18 protein-coding genes are annotated in these 17997 nt (G+C 71.6%); 14 read left to right on the top strand and 4 right to left on the bottom strand.

Features of this window, described 5'->3' with window-relative positions:
• The first annotated feature begins 98 nt into the window (after positions 1-98).
• From QRN49_RS07720 to QRN49_RS07785, 14 genes are all read left to right on the top strand, one after another.
• The gene (locus QRN49_RS07720) at positions 99-1340 is read left to right on the top strand and encodes a Gfo/Idh/MocA family protein (protein WP_284755003.1); all 1242 of its coding nucleotides are present in this window, start codon (positions 99-101) and stop codon (positions 1338-1340) included.
• Between the two features lie 23 nt (positions 1341-1363).
• Entirely contained in the window at positions 1364-2689 is a 1326-nt protein-coding gene (locus QRN49_RS07725; protein WP_284755005.1) for an ABC transporter substrate-binding protein, read from the top strand.
• Between the two features lie 9 nt (positions 2690-2698).
• On the top strand, positions 2699-3676 hold the full coding sequence (locus QRN49_RS07730; RefSeq protein WP_111028912.1) for a carbohydrate ABC transporter permease: 978 nt from the start codon (positions 2699-2701) through the stop codon (positions 3674-3676).
• Positions 3673-4533: a carbohydrate ABC transporter permease gene (locus QRN49_RS07735; RefSeq protein WP_181433258.1), complete on the top strand. Its 861-nt coding sequence runs from the start codon at positions 3673-3675 to the stop codon at positions 4531-4533. The genes QRN49_RS07730 and QRN49_RS07735 overlap by 4 nt, the downstream gene beginning before the upstream one ends.
• Positions 4530-5303, top strand: a complete 774-nt coding sequence (locus QRN49_RS07740) for a hypothetical protein (RefSeq protein WP_284755009.1) — start codon at positions 4530-4532, stop codon at positions 5301-5303. Before QRN49_RS07735 ends, QRN49_RS07740 begins: the two co-directional genes overlap by 4 nt.
• Before the next feature lie 34 nt (positions 5304-5337).
• Positions 5338-5532, top strand: coding sequence for a hypothetical protein (locus QRN49_RS07745; RefSeq protein ID WP_017887924.1), 195 nt, complete (start codon positions 5338-5340; stop codon positions 5530-5532).
• Between the two features lie 54 nt (positions 5533-5586).
• Positions 5587-7272, top strand: a complete 1686-nt coding sequence (locus QRN49_RS07750; RefSeq protein WP_284755013.1) for a bifunctional 3'-5' exonuclease/DNA polymerase — start codon at positions 5587-5589, stop codon at positions 7270-7272.
• A gap of 118 nt (positions 7273-7390) precedes the next feature.
• Positions 7391-7852, top strand: a complete 462-nt coding sequence (locus QRN49_RS07755) for a hypothetical protein (RefSeq protein WP_284755015.1) — start codon at positions 7391-7393, stop codon at positions 7850-7852.
• A 46-nt stretch (positions 7853-7898) separates the two neighbouring features.
• The gene (locus QRN49_RS07760; RefSeq protein ID WP_284755018.1) at positions 7899-8717 is read left to right on the top strand and encodes a phosphatase PAP2 family protein; all 819 of its coding nucleotides are present in this window, start codon (positions 7899-7901) and stop codon (positions 8715-8717) included.
• 135 nt (positions 8718-8852) lie between these two features.
• A complete protein-coding gene (locus QRN49_RS07765) occupies positions 8853-10466 on the top strand; it encodes a serine/threonine-protein kinase (protein WP_284755020.1) in 1614 nt (537 codons plus the stop codon).
• Between the two features lie 72 nt (positions 10467-10538).
• Entirely contained in the window at positions 10539-13751 is a 3213-nt protein-coding gene (locus QRN49_RS07770) for a GH92 family glycosyl hydrolase (protein ID WP_284755022.1), read from the top strand.
• Between the two features lie 34 nt (positions 13752-13785).
• On the top strand, positions 13786-14022 hold the full coding sequence (locus QRN49_RS07775; RefSeq protein ID WP_111032194.1) for a hypothetical protein: 237 nt from the start codon (positions 13786-13788) through the stop codon (positions 14020-14022).
• Between the two features lie 64 nt (positions 14023-14086).
• Positions 14087-14299 carry a hypothetical protein gene (locus QRN49_RS07780; protein WP_139179591.1) on the top strand — a complete coding sequence of 71 codons (213 nt, stop codon included), beginning with the start codon at positions 14087-14089 and terminating at the stop codon, positions 14297-14299.
• A 72-nt stretch (positions 14300-14371) separates the two neighbouring features.
• Entirely contained in the window at positions 14372-14917 is a 546-nt protein-coding gene (locus tag QRN49_RS07785) for a hypothetical protein (RefSeq protein WP_163342959.1), read from the top strand.
• A gap of 81 nt (positions 14918-14998) precedes the next feature.
• Here QRN49_RS07785 and QRN49_RS07790 read toward each other — a convergent pair whose 3' ends face one another.
• The 4 genes from QRN49_RS07790 to QRN49_RS07805 are packed head-to-tail and all read right to left on the bottom strand — an operon-like array spanning position 14999 to position 17997.
• Positions 14999-15544 carry a GNAT family N-acetyltransferase gene (locus QRN49_RS07790; RefSeq protein ID WP_284755026.1) on the bottom strand — a complete coding sequence of 182 codons (546 nt, stop codon included), beginning with the start codon at positions 15542-15544 and terminating at the stop codon, positions 14999-15001.
• 37 nt (positions 15545-15581) lie between these two features.
• On the bottom strand, positions 15582-16520 hold the full coding sequence (locus QRN49_RS07795; RefSeq protein ID WP_111023351.1) for an aldo/keto reductase: 939 nt from the start codon (positions 16518-16520) through the stop codon (positions 15582-15584).
• 51 nt (positions 16521-16571) lie between these two features.
• Positions 16572-17192: a CG0192-related protein gene (locus QRN49_RS07800; protein ID WP_284755028.1), complete on the bottom strand. Its 621-nt coding sequence runs from the start codon at positions 17190-17192 to the stop codon at positions 16572-16574.
• 49 nt (positions 17193-17241) lie between these two features.
• Positions 17242-17997 carry an SDR family NAD(P)-dependent oxidoreductase gene (locus QRN49_RS07805; protein ID WP_209129631.1) on the bottom strand — a complete coding sequence of 252 codons (756 nt, stop codon included), beginning with the start codon at positions 17995-17997 and terminating at the stop codon, positions 17242-17244.

Raw genomic sequence — 17997 nt, forward strand, 5'->3', positions numbered from 1 at the left:
AACCCTCCCCGGCACGGATGCGTGAGCGATCCGTGAGCGCCTATTGTGCATTCATGATCGATTCGGCATCATGGGCGTCACATTCACGCAAGGGAGCGATGAGCATGGGCGCTGACAACGCAGGACTCCGCGTCGCGGTGATCGGGATGGGCCAGCGGTCCGCCATCGCCCGCCACGTGGCCGAGGCAACCGCCGACGACCCGTCGCTGCAGGCCCGGGTCGTGGCCGTCGCCGACGTCACCGCGGCCGGCCGGGACCGCGGGCACGACGAGTACCCGGACGCCCTGGTGGTCGAACACCACCGTGACCTCACCGGTCACGTCGACGCGGCCATCGTCACCACGCCGGACTGGACCCACGCCGAGATCGCGATCGACCTGCTCCGCGCGGGCATCGCCGTCTACCTCGAGAAGCCGCTGGCCATCACGGTCGAGGACGCCGACGCCGTCCTGAACACCGCGGCGGAGACCGGGACGCCGCTGTACGTCGGGCACAACTTCCGGCACGCCGCCGTCGTCCGCCTGATGCGCGAGATCGTCGACCGCGGCGAGATCGGTCAGGTCAAGGCCGTCTGGTGCCGGCACTTCGTCGGCAACGGTGGTGACTACTACTTCAAGGACTGGCACGCCGACCGCAGCAAGGTGAACTCCCTGCTCCTGCAGAAGGCGAGCCACGACCTCGACGTCATCCACGCGCTCGGCGGGGGTGACACCGCCCGGGTCGTCGGGATGGGCTCGCTGTCGGTCTACGGCGACGTCACCGACCGGCGCGACCGCAGCGGCGAGCTCATGGGGGACTGGTTCTCCCACGACAACTGGCCGCCGCTCGCCCAGACCGGGCTGAACCCCGTCGTCGACGTCGAGGACGTCTCGATGGTGATGATGACGCTCGACAACGGGGTGCAGGCCAGCTACGAGCAGTGCCACTTCACCCCGGACTACTGGCGGAACTACACCGTCATCGGTACCGAGGGACGCCTCGAGAACATCGGCGACACCGGTGGGGGCGTCGTGAAGGTCTGGACGCACCGCCGCGGCTGGGACACCACGGGGGACCGCGAGTACCCGATCGACGGCGTCGAGGACGGGCACGCCGATGCCGACCTGCTCACCATGACCGAGTTCCTGCGGTCCGTCGCGTTCGGCGAACCGTCGGAGCTCTCCCCGATCGCGGCCCGTGCCGCGGTCGCCGCCGGCGCGCTGGCCACGCGCTCGCTCCGCAACGGGTCCGTCCCCATCGACGTCCCGCCCCTGCCGGCCGAGACCATCGCGCACTTCACGTCGAACGCCCCGCACTCCACCCCCTCCACCCCGCATCTCGCCCAGACCGTCGGTTCCTGACGGCCGTGCGAAAGGACACCCCGATGACCGCACACATCCCCACCCGAGGAACCGGCGTGCGCCGCGTCCTCCTCGGCGCCGTCGCCGCACTCGGCGCGGCAGCGCTCCTGGCCGGCTGCTCCTCGTCGTCCGGCGCGTCCGGCTCCGGCGGCGACTACGAGGCCGCGCCGAAGGACACCAAGGCGTCCCTGACCTACGCCGTCTGGGACGAGAACCAGGTCAAGGCCATCAAGGCCAACCTGAAGGGCTTCAACGAGGAGTACCCGGACATCAAGGTGAGCGTCGACGTCACGCCGTTCGCCAACTACTGGACGAAGCTGCAGACCCAGGGCTCGAGCAACACCCTGCCCGACCTGTTCTGGATGAACGGCCCGAACTTCCAGCTGTACGCGGCCAACGGCAAGCTCGCGCCGATCACCGGCGAGGTCGAGTCGGGTGACATCGACGCGTCGAAGTACTCGAGCGCGCTCAACGACCTGTACACGTACGACGACACCCAGTACGGCGTGCCGAAGGACTTCGACACCATCGGCGTCTGGGTGAACAAGTCGCTGTTCGAGCAGGCCGGCATGGACCTGCCGTCCGAGGACTGGACGTGGGACGACTTCCAGCAGACCGGCGCCGAGCTGTCCGAGAAGCTGAAGGCGAAGGGCGCCTACGGGGCAGCCGGCGGCATGGACGGCCAGACGACGTACTACAACACGATCCTGCAGGCCGGGGGATCGGTCGTGAACGCGGACGGCACCGAGTCCGAGTACGCCACGAAGGCCTCCGAGGACGGCCTGCAGTTCTGGACCGACCTGATCGACTCGGGGGCATCGCCCTCGATCAAGCAGCTCACCGACACCACGGCCGACCAGTGGTTCACCTCGGGCAAGCTCGCGATGTACCAGGGCGGCAGCTGGTTCCGCTCCGCGCTGACCGGCACCGAGCTCGAGAAGGACGTCGTCGCCTACCCGCTGCCCAAGGGCAAGGAGCAGGCGACCGTCATCCACGGGGTCTCGAACGTCGTGTCCGAGGCGAGCAAGGACAAGGCCGCCGCCCAGGCGCTGCAGGTCTACCTCGCGGGCAAGACGGCCCAGCAGCAGCAGGGCGACATGGGCGCGGTCATCCCGGCGTACGAGGGCACGCAGAGCGCCTTCACGAAGACGATGCCCGACGCCGACCTGCAGGTGTTCCTCGACGCGGTGGACTACGCGAAGCCGCTGCCGGTGTCGAAGAACACCGCGGCCTGGAACACCCTCGAGACCACCCTGCTGCCGAGTGCCTTCGACGGGTCGAAGCCCGTCGACCAGGTGGCAGAGGACCTCGCACAGAAGATGGACGCCGCCCTCGCCAAGGAAAAGTAGGACCCGCGCGTGACGATCAACACCGAGCGGCCCCCGGCCGCAGCCGCCCCCGCCCGGACGACACGTTCGTCCGGGCGGGGTGCCCCCGCGCCGCGAGCCGACGGCGGCCGGGCGCCACGACGGACCGACGGCTGGTGGCCGTGGCTCTTCGTGCTCCCGTTGCTCGTCGGCGTCGGCACCTTCTACATCTGGCCGATCATCCAGACGTTCTGGTACTCGTTCACCAGCTGGGGTGTCTTCGGGGGCGCCACGTTCACCGGCGTCGCCAACTACGTCCGGCTCGTCGGTGACCCGCAGCTGTACCAGTCGCTGCTCAACACGGTGATCTACACCGTGATCGTCCTCGCCGGGATCCCGATCGCGGTGTGGCTCGCCAGCCTGTTGAACACCCCGGGGCTGCGGTTCGCGCAGTTCTACCGGGTGCTCTTCTTCCTGCCGTACGTCGCCATGCCCGCGGCGATCGCCCTGGTCTGGCGCATCATGTACAACGGCGACTACGGCATCGTGAACTGGTTCCTCGGCAACTTCGGCATCGACGGCCCGTACTGGATCTCGACCCCCGGCTTCGCGCTGATCGCGGTGAGCCTGGTCGGCCTCTGGTCGTCCCTCGGGTTCTCGATGATCATCCTCGGCGCCGGGCTCAAGGACATCCCGCCGGAGCTCTACGAGGCCGCGGAGCTCGACGGCGCGAGCCGGTGGCGGCAGTTCCGCTCGGTGACCGTGCCGTTGCTCAGCCCGAGCATCTTCTTCGTGGTGATCGTCACGACGATCTCGAGCTTCCAGCTGTTCGACCTGCTGTACGCGATCCTCGGCAGCACCAACCCGGTGATCCCGAAGACGATGTCGCTCGTCTTCTACTTCTACAGCGCCGGGTTCATCGACAACGACAAGGGCTTCGCGGCCGCGATCGCGATGGTGATCTTCCTGCTCATCGGCATCGTCACGCTCGTGCAGTTCCGCGTCCAACGGAAGTGGGTGCAGGGATGACCGCCACCGTCACACCGCCTCGGACCGCGCGTCGGCCCGGCCGTCGCGGCGGCAGCCACTGGTGGATCCACGTCGTGCTCGGCATCGGCGGGTTCGCGATGGCCTTCCCGTTCCTGTGGCAGATCATCATGTCGCTCTCCACGAACGCGCAGGTGCAGTCCGTCACGCCGGTCTTCTGGCCGGGGGAGCTGCAGTGGCAGAACTACGCGCAGGTCTTCGAACGCCTGCCGTTCCTCAGCCAGCTGGGCACGTCGGTGTACGTCACGATCATCCGCACGATCGCGCAGATCGTCCTCTGCACGCTCGCCGGGTACGCCTTCGCCCGGATGCGGTTCCGCGGCCGGGCGGCCCTGCTCGCGATCGTGCTGTCGATCCTGCTCGTGCCCTCGCAGGTCTACCTGATCTCGCAGTACCAGATCGTGCAGGGGCTCGGCTGGCTCGACACCCTGATGGGGATCGTCGCACCCGGGCTGTTCAGCGCCTTCGGCACGTTCCTGATGCGGACCGCGTTCCTGAACATGCCGCCCGAGCTGGAAGAGGCAGCGCGGATGGACGGCGCGAACCCGTTCCAGACGTTCTGGCGGATCATGCTGCCCCTGGCCCGTCCCTCGATCAGCGTGCTCGCGATCACGACCGTGCTGTGGTCGTGGAACGAGCTGCTCTGGCCGCTCGTGGTCTCCACCCGCGCCGAGGACATGCCGCTCGCCGCCGGCCTCGCGACGCTGTCGAGTGACCGCACGATCGACTACCCGGTGCTGATGGCCGCCAGCCTGATGGCGATGGCGCCGGTGCTCATCATGTTCGTCGTGCTGCAGCGTCGGGTGATGGACGGGCTCGCGTCGTCCGGTCTGAAGTGACCACCGCGACCCCCGGCCTGGAGGCCCGCCCCGCGTCCGTCACGGTCCTCGCCGCCGCCGTGGGGTCACCGGACGACTCCGCGACGGTGGCGGCCGCACTGGCCGCCACCGTCGCCGACGCCCGGCCCGCGGAGCGGGACGCGCTGCTGGTGGCGGCGCTCCGCGCCGCGGTGCCGGACACCGCCGACGCGCTCGCGGATCGGGGCCTCCCGCGCGCGCTCGCCGAGGCCTCCGTCGCCGACGTCGACCGCAAGCTCGCGCGCTACGGACTGCACGGCACCGGGGTGGAGTGGCTCGTCGCCGTGGTGACCGGGCGCGTGGTGGCCGTGGGGCGCCTCCAGTTCGAACTCGGCGACCACCTGGCGGACGGCACGCCGGCCTGGGGCGTGCACGTGCCGGAGACCGGGCCGCTCGACCCGGTGGCCTGCGACCGCTCGTTCGCCCGCGCACCCGAGGTCCTGCGCGGCTTCGCACCGCAGCTCGCTGCCGACCGGTGGCAGTGCCGCTCCTGGATGCTCGACCCGGGGCTGCCCGCCGCGCTCGGCCCCGATGCCAACCTCGTGCGCTTCGCCCGGCGCTTCCGTCTCGTCCCGCCGGGGGAGCACGACGCGACCGAGGGGGACGCCAGCGTCGCGAAGTTCGTCTTCGGGGTGCCGCTGGCGACCGCGCGGTCCGCGGCGCCGTCCGGTCGGTTGCGCGCGGCCGTGCTCGACCGGTGGGCAAGGGGTGGGCACTGGACGGAGCGGACCGGCACGGCGCCGGTCGCGTGATCACCCGCAGCCGCTGCCGCGTACCGTGCACGGCATGACGAAGCCCGACCACGACCACCTCGACGACGGCGTCGACATGACGTTCGAGGAACGCCGACAGGACACGTTCCGCCGCATGTCCGGATCCGACGAGCACGACGCCGACCCGCGGGTCGAGGTCTCCCGTGCCGAGGACGGCGACGTCCGCATCGACGTCGCCGACACCGCGGCGGTCCGACCCGGCGAGTGACACCCGTACCGGCCCTGGTCTGCCGGGGTCGGTGGGGCACGGCATGATCGTGTCGTGCACCTCGTCCTCCGCCGCGTCGACGGCGGCGTCCTCGCGACGCCCCTGACCGACGCGGGGACCGCCGGGGGTGAACCGATCCGCCTGGACGAGCCGGGCCTCCCGGCCTTCGTCGCGGCCCACGACGCACCGGGCGTGCGCTGGGTGTGGGACGACACCGCCCGCTGGTACCCGGCCGTGCTCGCTGCGGGCGGTCGGGTCGGTCGCTGCGTCGACCTGCGCCTCGGTCGTCGTGTCCTGCGGGCCGCGCTCGCGGCACGGGGATCCGCGCTTGCCGCCGCCCCGGCAGATGCCCTGGACGCCCCGGTCGCGGAAGCCCGCGTGGTCCGGCCGACGCAGGCCCAGCTCTTCGACGACGCCCTGTTCACCGCCGCGGCGCCCGACGACGAGGTCGACCCGGTGGCGGAGTTCCGGGCGCAGCTCGCCGCGGTGGCGGGGTCGAGCGCTCCCGGCGCGCTCCGCCTGCTGCTCACCGCGGAGTCGGCCGGTGCGCTCGTGGCGGCCGAGATGCTGCACGCGGGGCTGCCGTGGCGTGCCGACGTGCACGAGCGGCTGCTCGAGGACGCCCTCGGGCCGCGCGTGCCCTACGGGGTGCGGCCGCGACGCCTCGAGGAGATCGCCGCCGTCGTGCGCGAGTGCCTCGACGACCCCGGTCTCAACCCGGACTCGCCCGCCGACGTCCTGAAGTCGCTGCGCCGGGCCGGGCTGATGGTCACGAGCACGCGGAAGTGGGAGCTGCAGGAGATCGAGCACCCCGTCATCGAGCCGCTGCTCGAGTACAAGCGCCTGGCGCGACTGCTCACCGCCAACGGCTGGACCTGGCTCGACGACTGGATCCGCGACGGCCGGTTCCACCCGAAGTACGTCGTCGGCGGTGTCGTCACCGGTCGCTGGGCGGCCGACGGCGGGGGAGCGATGCAGCTGCCGAAGGGCATCCGCGGGGCCGTCATCGCCGATCCCGGGTGGAAGCTCGTCGTGGCGGACGCCGCACAGCTGGAGCCCCGGGTGCTCGCCGCGATGTCCGGCGACCGGGCGATGGCCGCGGCCGGCGACGGGCGCGACCTGTACGACGGCGTGGTGGCCTCGGGGGCGGTCGAGACCCGGCAGCAGGCCAAGGTGGCGATGCTCGGTGCGATGTACGGGGCGACCCAGGGCGAGGGCGGCCGGCTCGTGCCGCGCCTGGTCCGGGCGTTCCCGCAGGCGCTCGACATGGTGGAACGGGCCGCGCGTGCGGGGGAGCGCGGCGAACCCGTCACGACGCTGCTCGGGCGGACGTCACCGGTGCCCGAGGACTCGTGGTTCGAGGCCCGGAACCAGGCGTACACGGTCGAGGGGACCCCGGCGATGCAGCGTGCGGTCGAGTCCCGTGCCCGGAGCTGGGGGCGGTTCACCCGGAACTTCGTGGTGCAGGGGACCGCGGCGGAGTGGGCACTCGCGTGGATGGGTTCCCTGCGGTCGCGGTTGCTCGCGCGGTTCCCCGGCGCCGTGACGGACGGGCCGCACCTGGTGTTCTTCGTGCACGACGAGATCGTGGTGCACGCCCCGGCGGAGCACGCCGAGTGGGTGGCGCAGCAGATCCGGGAGGCCGCCGTCGATGCCGGACGGCTGTTGTTCCAGGACTTCCCGGTGACGTTCCCGCTGTCGGTCGGGGTGGTGGGGGCGTACTCGGAGGCGAAGGACTGAGGCGGCCGGGGCTCACCTGCCGCCGAGTTGTGCCACTGAAACACGTATGTCAGTGTTCCGGCAGTAGCAGTTGTCCGGTGCTCTCCCGCCGAGTGCCCAGAAACGATCGGACGGATCGATGCGTGTCCTCTCCTGGCAACGGTTCGACATCGGGCTGCGGCTCATCCTCTGCAGTGGCCCTGTGCTGATCTGCGTGTTCTCCCTGGCCGAGTTCCCGGAAGTGAGCGGCTGGTGGATGCTGGGCATCGGGACCGCGTCGATCGTGCTGATGCTCAGCACCCCGGCAGTCGGCGTCATCGCGACCCGTAACGCCCTCTGGCTCGTCGCGACGCCGTTCTGGGGCGTCCGGGTCAAGGTCGGCGACATCGCCTCCGTAGCGAGCGTGGACGTGCGACCGATGGAGGACTTCGGTGGGTGGGGCGTCAAGGGCAGGAGCCGCCGCGGTGGGCTGCTCCTGGCAGCGGACGGCCAGCGCGCCGTGCGCATCGCTCGACTGAACGGACAGGTCTTCCTCGCCACCTCGGATGATGCCGATGATGTGGCCAGCGCGATCGGTCGCATGGTCGCTCGGCGCTCGTAGCCAGTCGGCCGGGACGGCTCCCGGCGGCTTCGGGCAGGGTGGACGGATGCACACCGAACACGGGGACGCGGCCGACCGCACCGTCGGCGAAGTCGACCTGACCCGTTGGCGCTCCCGTGCCGGCCGCAGTGTCGCCAGCGTGTGGACCGCGCTCGGCAAGCGCTTCGGCGCCATGCCCGTCCTGCTGCTGACCCTCGCTGTGGGTCTCGGTGTCGCCGTCCTCGCCACGTGGATCGCCTCCGAGGTCTACGACGCCGTGCGGGAAGCCGACGACGTCGCGGTGCTCGACCGACCCGTCCTGGACTGGGCGCTCACACTCCGATCACCCACGGCGGACACGCTCGTCACCTGGTGGACCGACATCGCGGGCACGATCGGGATGCCGATCGTCGCGCTCGGGTTCCTGGTCGGCTTCACGATCCAGCGCCGTGCGTGGACGCCACTGGTGCTCCTCGTCGCCGCGAGCGGTGGTTCGCTGCTCATGACGATCGCGGGCAAGGACCTGATCGGTCGCGCCCGTCCGCCGCTGTCCGACGCGGTGCCGCCGTACGAGACGTCGCCGTCGTTCCCGTCGGGGCACACGCTCAACTCCACGGTGATCGTGGGCACGATCGTGTACCTCCTGCTCCTGCGGCAGTCGCGCGTCGTCACCCGGGTGTGGACGATCGTCGTGGGCACCCTGTTCGTGCTGTCGGTCGGGGCGTCGCGGGTGTTCCTCGGGCACCACTGGCTGACCGACGTGCTGGCGGCGTGGGCGCTCGGACTCGCGTGGCTCGCCCTGGTGATCACGGCGCACCGGTTGTACCTGACGGCGCTCCACCACGGTGCCGAGCCTGCGCCGGACGTCGACCGCATCACTTCGTGAGCAGAAGACGTCGGGTCGCTCGCCCGCACCCGACGTCTTCTGCTCACGAAGTCGCCCCGCCCCGCCGCGCCCCGCGCCGCCGCGCCGCGCCCCAACGGCAGAGCGCCGTCAGCCGCGACCGGTAGGTTGCCGGGCATGGAAGAACGGGTCTTCGGCGGCAGGTACCGCGTCACGGGCACGCTCGGACACGGTGGCATGGCGTCCGTGTACCGGGCGGTCGACGAGCAACTCGGTCGCGAGGTAGCGGTCAAGGTGTTCCGCATCGGCCCCGTCGACCGCGGTGAGCGCGCCCGCGCCGAGGCGGAGATCCAGACCCTCGCGACGCTGCGCGCCCCCGAGCTCGTCACGCTCTACGACGCCGCGCTCGACGACGTCGACGGTGATTCGTACCTCGTCATGGAACTCGTGCCGGGCAGTGACCTGGCGACCCGTCTGCGCGAGGGCCCGCTCGACCCCGCGACCGCCGCCCGCCTCGGTGCGCAGGTCGCCGACGGCCTGGCTGCGGTGCACGCGCAGGGGATCGTCCACCGTGACGTGAAGCCCGCGAACGTCCTGCTCGAGAGCGACGGTCGGCACGTCAAGCTCGCCGACTTCGGGATCGCCCTGCTCCGCGACGCCTCTCGCGTGACGGGGACGGGGACCGTGATGGGGACGGCCGCGTACCTGGCCCCGGAGCAGGTCCTGGCGAAGGAGATCACCGGCAAGGCCGACGTCTACTCGCTCGGGCTCGTGCTGCTCGAGTGCATGACCGGCCGCCAGCCGTTCCCGGGCAGCGCGGTCGAGTCGGCCACGGCCCGGCTGACCCGTTCGCCCGAGATCGACCGGCAGCTGCCCACGGCCTGGCGCACCCTGCTGCACGTGATGACCGCGCAGGACCCGGCGGAGCGACCGACGGCAGCCGAGGCCGCCGAGCGCCTGCGAGCGCTGGGCCGCGACGAGCCGACGAACGCCACGCAGCTGCTGCCCGGCACACCCGGTGCGGTGACGTCCGCGGCCGCCGGTGCGGCTGGTGCCGCAGTCGGCGCCGGTGCCGCCGCAGCGGCGAACGCCGACGACCGGACGCAGGCGATGCCGGCGAGCGAACTGCCGAACGGCGGCGCGGGTCCGGGGGACGACGCCACCCGCGTCCTCGACACCCAGCGTCCGAACGCCGCCGACGACGTCTCGACGACCGTGCTCGGCGCCCAGGCGAACGGCCGCGGCGCATCGGGCCCGAGCGGGCCGACCCCGCCGCCGGTCACGCCCCGCCCGGTCCGGGGCGACCGGCCGGACGACCAGCCGGAGAAGAAGAAGCGCGGACCGCTCATCGCCGCGATCATCGTGATCGTCCTGGTGCTGATCGGCATCGGTGTTGCGGTGTTCGCCCTGCACGGCGACGACGACGGCACCCCGGCCCCGACGGACACCACGTCGACCGCCCCGACCGAGCAGCAGCCGTCCGAGGACCCGGGCGAGGAACAGCAGCCGAGCGAACCGGCCGAGCAGCAGCCCTCTCAGGAGCAGCAGCAGCCGTCGCAGCCCGCCGAGGAACCGAGCGAGCAGCCGAGCGAACCGACCGAGCCGGAGCAGCCCACCCAGGACCCGCCCGTCGGCCCGGAGCCGAGCACCCCGGCATCGAACCCGGTGCAGGAGCCGCAGGACGGTACGGGCGCGGCTGACACGGGCGCGGCCGACACCGGCGCGGTCGACACCACGTCGGACACCGCCCCCGGCAAGTCCGGCAGCGCGCCGGGACATAACAAGGACTGACGACCAGCACTGACGACGAGCACTGACACGCCGGGGTTTTCGTCCAGTCCCTGGAGCAAATAGGCTCGTTCCGTGCGAGAACTGCAACGGAGCGGTGGTCCGACGACGGCCGTGGCCGCTCGGAACGGCGTCGGCTTCGGTTCTGCAGCGGCCTGGCTCGTCGAACGACCAGCGGGAGCGTCCGTCGCCGAGGCGATCATCCCCGGCTGCACCGGACGCACCATCGCTTCCGGCGACGAGCTGTCCTGGGTCTGGTTCCCCGAGCGGACCCTGCCCGACGGAGCGTCGGAACCGACCGAAGCAGACCTGCCGCACTTCTGGGACGCCACGGCCTTCGCCGTCGACGTCGTCTTCACCGACGGCTCGCGACTACGCAACGATGCCGCGGTCCGCGACCAGTACGGCGACGCGGTCACCCCGGACGCGCAGGACGTGGCCCGCAAGCAGTGGGTGGACCAGTGGAACCGTCGCGCGGTCGACCTCACGCCGTTCGCGGGGCTGGTCGTCGACCGCCTGGAGGCCCGGCTCGGCTCCGACACGTCGGCTGCGGCCACCGACGGCGAACGTCCCGCACTGCGCGGCTGGCTCGACACCGTCCGGATCGGTCCCCCGCGTCCGAACCCGACGACCCCGCTCGGCCACGTCCGGACGACCCGTGGCACCCACGCGTCCTCCCGGTTCTCCCGCGGCAACAACGCCCCGCTCGTCGGCGTCCCGCACGGAGGCGTGTTCGGCCTGCCGATGACGGACGCCTCGAGCAACCGCTGGCCGTACGCGTACCAGGAGCACGACCGGCTCGACGACCAGGGGCGACTCCGTCCGGCGATCCAGGCCTTCGCGACGAGTCACATCCCGTCGCCGTGGATGGGCGACCGCGGGGTGTTCCAGGTGATGCCGTCGCCACTCGACACCCCCGACGTCGACCGGTCCGCTCGCGCGCTCGGGTTCGACCACGAGGACGAGCAGGACGGCCCGCACCGCTACCGGGTCGCCCTCGAGCACGGTGTGACGGCCGAGCTGACCGCGGGGGAGTTCGCCCTCGGGTTCCGGTTCACCGGCACCCGCAGCGTGGTGCTCGACCACCACGGCCGGGTGTCCGACGTCTCCGTGACGATCACCGACGGCACCGCCGTGGTCGAGGCCGTCCTCGACGACCGCCCCGGTACCCCGCCGCACCACGTGCACCTGCGGGTCGCGGGGGTCACCGCCGACCACACGACGATCGGCGAACACGAGCTGCGCGGCTGGCTGTCCGTGGGAGAAGCCAGCGGTACGGACGGCCCGGTCGACGTCCTGCTCGGCATCTCGACCGTCTCGATCGAGGACGCCCGCGCGAACCTCGACGACGCCGGCTCGTTCGACGCCATGTGCTCCCGTGCCGAGGCGCTGTGGACCGAGAAGCTCGCGACGCTGTCCTTCGACGGCGCGACCCCCGACCAGCTGACGAGCCTGTACTCCGGCCTGTACCGGCTGTTCCTCTACCCGAACCGCGCCGGGGAGACCGCCCTGACCGGCACCCCGCGGCACCGCTCCCCGTACGGCGACGTGCTGGCGGACCCGATCCGCGACGAGCCCGGGCCGGAGGTCGTCGAGGGGCCGTTCACCACCACGAACGGCTTCTGGGACACCTACCGCACGGCCTGGCCGCTCCTCGGACTCCTGACCCCCGAGACCGCGGGCGAACTCGCGCAGGGCTTCGTCGAGCACCACCACGACGGCGGGTGGACGCCCCGCTGGAGTGCCCCCGGCGCCGAGGACTGCATGACCGGCACCACGAGCGACACCGTCTTCGCCGACCTCGCGGTGAAGGGCGTGCGCGGCTTCGACCTGGCCGAGGCGTACCGGAGCGCGGTGCGGAACGCGACCGTCCCGCCGCGTGACGAGCGCGTCGGACGCAAGGGGAGCCTCCCGGGCGCCTTCCGCGGCCACGTCGACACGGCGACCCACGAGGGGATGTCGTGGACCCTGGACGCGGCCATCAACGACTGGGGCCTGGCCGTCATGGCGGGCCTGCTCGCGTCGCGGGCGCGGACGCCCGCCGACCTGTCCCGCTACGAGGCCGAGGCCGAGTGGTTCGCCCGCCGGTCCCTGCAGTACCGGCACGTGTTCGACTCCGAGCGCGGGTTCTTCATCGGCCGCGACCCGGACGGCTCGTGGCGGGTCGGCACCGAGTTCGACCCGCGCGACTGGGGCGACGACTACACGGAGACGAACGCGTGGGGTACCGCGTTCACGGCGCCGCACGACGGCGCCGGCATCGTCGACCTGCACGGCGGGCCGGAGCGGTTCGACGCCGCTCTCGACGCGTTCTTCGCCACCCCCGAGACCGGTGCGCTGGCGCGGTCCGGCTCGTACGGCTTCCCGATCCACGAGATGACCGAGGCCCGCGACGTCCGGATGGGCATGCTCGGGCTGTCGAACCAGCCCGCGCACCACATCCCCTTCTTCCCGATGTTCACCGGGCGCCACGATGACGCGCACCGCATCGTCCGCGAGTCGCTCGAGCGGCTGTTCGTCGGGTCCGACCTCGGCCAGGGCTACCCCGGCGACGAGGACAACGGCGAGATGAGCGCCTGGTACGTCTTCGCGACCATCGGCCTGTACCCGCTGGCGCCGTCGACCGGCACCTACGTGCTCGTGCCGCCGTCGGTCCGCAGGACGGTGCTGCGACAGCCTGGGCCCACGCCGCCGGTTCCTGACCGGCGCGCCAGCGGCGGGCAGGCCGTGCCGGTGGGGAGAGGATCGCCCACCGTCATCGAGATCGCCGCCGGCTCCGCAGGCGCGTACGTCGCGTCGGTGACGGTCGACGGCTCGCCCTGGACCTCGGTCACCATCCCGCACAGCGTGGTCGTGGCCGCGTCGCGGATCGAGTTCACCCTGTCCGACGAACCGCAGGGCTGGGCGTCGGACACCCGCCCCGTCTCGGCCTCCGACGTGCACGGCTACCGGGACGCCCCGGTGGACGTCCTGCCCGTCGGGGCCTCGGCGCTCACCGACGACACCGGCCGCACCGTCACAGCGATCGCAGCGGGGGAGTCCGTGTCCTTCGCCGTGTCGTGCCCCGCCGCCTCGCTGTACACGGTGACGGTGGCATCGCCGGGGTCCTACTCGTGGCGGGTCGGCCTCGACGACGCTGTCACCGCGGTCGACGGCGCCGAGTTCTCGTGGGCCGGGCAGACCCGGGTGTTCCGGATCCTCGGCGGTGGGTCGTCGTTCACGTTCACCGCCGGCACCGACCTGACGCTGACGCAGCTCGAGCTCATCGCGGCCGACGGACAGCGTTGATCCGGCGTTCACCGAGCGGGAGCATGCTCGCCGCATGTCGATGAGCGCACCGTTCGATCCCGAACAGCAGGGCCGGTCCATCCCCGTGGACGGCAGTGACGAGTCCGAACTCGAGATGGAGGAGGACCGCGGCGCCGACGTCGGCGACGACTCCGCCGACCCGAGCGTCTCGCCCGTCAGCCATCACGACGAGGACGAAGCCGGCGGCGGCCCGGTGTTCCGGCGTCCGCACGCCGGCGATCGGCTGCACCCGGACGACCTCGCCGGCTGAGCGGTCCGGGGGTCCTCAGAGGTTTCTTGGGCGACTGCCAAGCGGCTCGGGCATGCTCGTGCGCATGTCGATCGCGAACTCGTGGGACCCGTCCGGTGGCCGTGCGATCCCGGAGGACCAGGTCCGCCAGGACGGGCTCGAACTCGACGAGGACCCGGCGATGCTGGGGATCTCGTTCGACGTCGTGGGTGGCGCCTCCGCCGATCCCGCCGGGGTGTCCCCGGTCGACGTGAACGTTCCGACGCCGAGGTCTGCTGGTTCCGCCTCCGACGACTAGCGCGGCTTCGGTCGGTTCGGCCGTGCGTCACTGTCTGACCGGTAGTATTCCGGAATGGTACCGACGGCCTACGTGGACGAGTCCGAGCCCGGAGACGAACGTGACCCCGGCGCGTACATCCTCGGGGCGGTGACAGTCGCCGACCGCGATGCTGAGAGGTTCCGGGACTCGCTCTGCGCCATCAAGCCACGATCGGCGCGGAAGCTGCACTGGTCCGAGAGCGACGCCCGGCACCGCACCGGGATCGTCGGGATGCTGTGCGACCATCCGTTCGAAGCCATCGGGGTCGTGAGCGTGACTGACCGATCCGTCCGGAGCGAGCGCCGTCGCCGTCTTGCTCTTGAGCACTTGATCCTCGAACTCCGCGCGGGCGGTGTCGACCGAGTCGTCCTCGAATCTCGCGGGCCCTCGGACCGGAACGATCGCGCGCACCTCGACGCCCTGCGGTCACGCAAGTTGGTTCACGGGCTGGTGTTCGAGCACCTGCCAGGTGGCCGCGAGCCACTTCTCTGGGCGGCGGATGCGGTCTGCGGCGTCGTCGCGCTGGCTCGGCGAGGGGAAACGGCCTACCTCGAGCAGCTGGACCATGTGCTGAGCGTGCACGAACACCGTCGGTGAACGCGCGAATCCCCGGGCCCCGCTATACCGCAGGATCTCCCGGGGATCACTTCCGCACCCACCTCGATGGGGCGACTGGTCTCAGTGTGACATATCAGGCGGGCTGGCGGAAGGGTCGGAGACCCGGTACTTGAACCCGACGTGCGAGCCGGTGAAGCCGAGGCGCTCGTAGAACCGGTGCGCATCGGTCCGTGCAGCGTCCGAGGTGAGCTGCACGAGCGGGGTCCCGAGCGCCGGCGCGGCGACGTCGGTCACCCAGCGCATCAGGGCACTCCCGATGCCGGCGGAGCGCCGAGCACTGCTGACCCGCACCGCCTCGACGAGCAGTCGGGTGGCACCACGACGAGCCATCCCGGGGATCCGGGTGAGTTGCAGCGTCCCGACGAGCCGCCCGTCGGCGTCCTCGGCGACGAGCAGCGCGTTCGCCGGGTCGTCCACGATCGACCGGAGTGCCTCGGCGTACCGCGGTCGGTCCTCCGGCGCGGCGACGTCACCACGTGCAGCGCTGATCGGGTCGTCGGACAACAGTGCCATGAGCGCGTCGAGGTCCCCGTCCACCGCGTTCCGCAGCGTCAGTGCGCCGGAGCGTGTGGTCAGGCGGACGGGCAGGGCGAGATCGTGGAGCACGACCTCACCCTGCCCGACCCGGCGGGGCGGTCCCGGTTCAGGGAACGGTGTGTCCGGCCGCGGTGAAGATCCGGTACCACTCCTCGCGCGACAGCTCGACGTCCGAGCCGGCGGCCGAGTCCCGCACGCGCTGCGGGTTCGTCGTGCCGAGGACGACCTGGAAGTGCGCGGGGTGGCGGGTGATCCACGCGACCGCGATGCCGGTCGGGGTGACACCGTGTGCGGCGGCGACCTCCTCGAGCACGTCGTTCAGCTCGGCGTACTGCTCACGGTCGCCCAGGAAGACGCCGTCGAAGAAGCCCTTCTGGAACGGCGACCAGGCCTGCAGCGTGATGTCGTTGATGCGCGAGTAGTTGAGGATGTCGTTGTCGCGGTCGACCGACTGCTCGAGGCCACCCATGTTCGCGGTCAGACCCTGCGAGATCACGTTGGCGTGCGTGATGCTGAGCTGCACCTGGTTGAACGCGAGCGGCTGGCGGACGTGCTTCTTGAGCAGGTCGACCTGGCCGGGGGTGTGGTTCGAGACGCCGAAGTGGTGCACCTTGCCGGCGGCGTGCAGCTCGTCGAAGGCCTTCGCGACCTCTTCCGGCTCGACCAGGGCGTCGGGGCGGTGCAGCAGCAGGACGTCGACGTACTCGGTCTGCAGCGCCTCGAGCGACTCGTGCACGGACTCGAGGATGTGCTCGTACGAGAAGTCGAAGTACGCGCCCTTCGGCGTCGGCCGGATGCCGACCTTGGTCTGCAGCACGATCTCGGCGCGTTCCGCGGGCGTCAGCGTGACGGCGGCGCCGAACCGCTCCTCGCAGCCGTGCCACTCGCCGTACACCGCGGCGTGGTCGAACATGTTCACGCCCGCATCGCGCGAGGCGCTGTAGAGCGAACGGATGTCCTCGTCGCTCATGTCGTTGATCCGCATCAGTCCGACGACGACGTCGGAGGCGGTGAGGTCTGTCTGTGGCAACTCCAGTGTCTTCACGCCGTCGATCCTGCCAGCCGGTCCCCGGCACAGGCAGGCCCTGCCAGTACCTCAGGCGCGTTCGGGCAGCAGGACGGCGAGCACCTCGGAGCCGTCCGTCCACGTCCCGGTCAGCGTCTCGCCCTCGGGCAGGGCCGTACCGACGACCCGAGCGATGACGATCGTGCCGTGGTCGGTCGCGATCGACGTCAGGGCGTCCGCAGTGGTCGCTCGCACCGAGGTGACACTGGGGGAGTCGGGTGCGGAGCCGCTCCCGCTGGCCCAGGCGTCCTTCGGCCGCTGTCCGGCACCGTTGGCCAACTCGAGCGAGGCTTCGTGCCCGCCGGTCACGATCGCCCGGCGCAGGACATCAGCGTGGACGGGATCGCCCACGGCGTCGTACACCCACCGTCGCCCGAGGACGGAGTGGTCCATCTCGGTGACCAGGAACGCGTCGGCACCGGGCAGTGGTGCATCCCGGTAGGTCAGTGGTGCCTGCAGGACCCGGCCGTCGTCGGTGCGGACGAGGAGCACCTCGACGCCGACCTCGCCAGCGGGGTCGTCGAACCGGAACTGCCCGACGACCTGGAGCGGCGATCCCGCGACGACGCCGCTCCACGCCTGGTCGGGGAGCCAGGCGGCGAGCGCCTCGGCCTTGGAGGGGCGGAGCGTTGCCTGCTCGATGACTGCCATGTCCTGACCGTACTGCCGCGCAGCACCGTGCCGTCGGCGTCGCTCGAGGTCAGTGGACGGAGAACCCGCCGTCCACCGCGATGGACTGCCCGGTGACGTAGGCCGACCCGGGTCCGGCGAGGAACACCGCCGCCGCGGCGAAGTCCGACGCGAGCCCGTTCCGCCCGACCAGCGTCCGTGCGGCGAGGGCCGCGACCGTCGCCGGGTCGGACCCGAGTCGCTCGTTGAGCGGGGTGCGCACGAAACCGGGGACGAGGACGTTGGAGGTGACCCCCTGCGCGGACCAGGCCTCTGCCTGGGACCGGGCCAGCGCCTCCAGACCGGCCTTGGAGACCCCGTACGCGCCGCTGGCGGCGAAGGGGCGGTGGGCCTGCTGCGAACTGATCGACACGATCCGCCCGTACCCACGGGCCGCCATGCCGGGTGCGAGCCGCTGCCCGAGCACGAACGGCGCGTCGAGGTTGACGGCCATCGTGGCATCCCAGGTGGCCTCGTCGAGTTCCGGCATCGGCGGCCGCAGGTTGATCCCGGCGGAGTTCACCAGCACGTCGACGTCTCCGACGGAGTCCGCGAGTGCGTGTGCGCCAGCGCGGGAGGACAGGTCCGCGACGATGCCGTCGGCCGAGCGGCCCGCCTGGCGGATGCCGGCGACGGTGGCGTCGATGGTCGCGGCCGTCCGGGCGGCGACGAGGACATGGGCACCCGCGTCGGCGAGTGCGGTGGCGATCGCTCGGCCGATGCCGGAGCTGCCTCCCGTCACGAGTGCGATGCGGCCGTCGAGGCCGAAGAGCTGCTGCAGCGACAT

The organism is Curtobacterium sp. ME-Dv--P-122a, from assembly GCF_030209645.1.
GTDB lineage: Bacteria > Actinomycetota > Actinomycetes > Actinomycetales > Microbacteriaceae > Curtobacterium > Curtobacterium flaccumfaciens.

Excerpts from the sequence above, each read along its gene's own strand:
- QRN49_RS07735 (WP_181433258.1), top strand. The coding sequence starts at position 3,673 with ATGACCGCCACCGTCACACCGCCTCGGACCGCGCGTCGGCCCGGCCGT.
- QRN49_RS07775 (WP_111032194.1), top strand. The coding sequence starts at position 13,786 with ATGTCGATGAGCGCACCGTTCGATCCCGAACAGCAGGGCCGGTCCATC.
- QRN49_RS07765 (WP_284755020.1), top strand. The coding sequence starts at position 8,853 with ATGGAAGAACGGGTCTTCGGCGGCAGGTACCGCGTCACGGGCACGCTC.
- QRN49_RS07760 (WP_284755018.1), top strand. The coding sequence starts at position 7,899 with ATGCACACCGAACACGGGGACGCGGCCGACCGCACCGTCGGCGAAGTC.
- QRN49_RS07725 (WP_284755005.1), top strand. The coding sequence starts at position 1,364 with ATGACCGCACACATCCCCACCCGAGGAACCGGCGTGCGCCGCGTCCTC.
- QRN49_RS07780 (WP_139179591.1), top strand. The coding sequence starts at position 14,087 with ATGTCGATCGCGAACTCGTGGGACCCGTCCGGTGGCCGTGCGATCCCG.
- QRN49_RS07755 (WP_284755015.1), top strand. The coding sequence starts at position 7,391 with ATGCGTGTCCTCTCCTGGCAACGGTTCGACATCGGGCTGCGGCTCATC.
- QRN49_RS07745 (WP_017887924.1), top strand. The coding sequence starts at position 5,338 with ATGACGAAGCCCGACCACGACCACCTCGACGACGGCGTCGACATGACG.
- QRN49_RS07805 (WP_209129631.1), bottom strand. The coding sequence starts at position 17,997 with ATGTCGCTGCAGCAGCTCTTCGGCCTCGACGGCCGCATCGCACTCGTG.
- QRN49_RS07800 (WP_284755028.1), bottom strand. The coding sequence starts at position 17,192 with ATGGCAGTCATCGAGCAGGCAACGCTCCGCCCCTCCAAGGCCGAGGCG.
- QRN49_RS07720 (WP_284755003.1), top strand. The coding sequence starts at position 99 with ATGAGCATGGGCGCTGACAACGCAGGACTCCGCGTCGCGGTGATCGGG.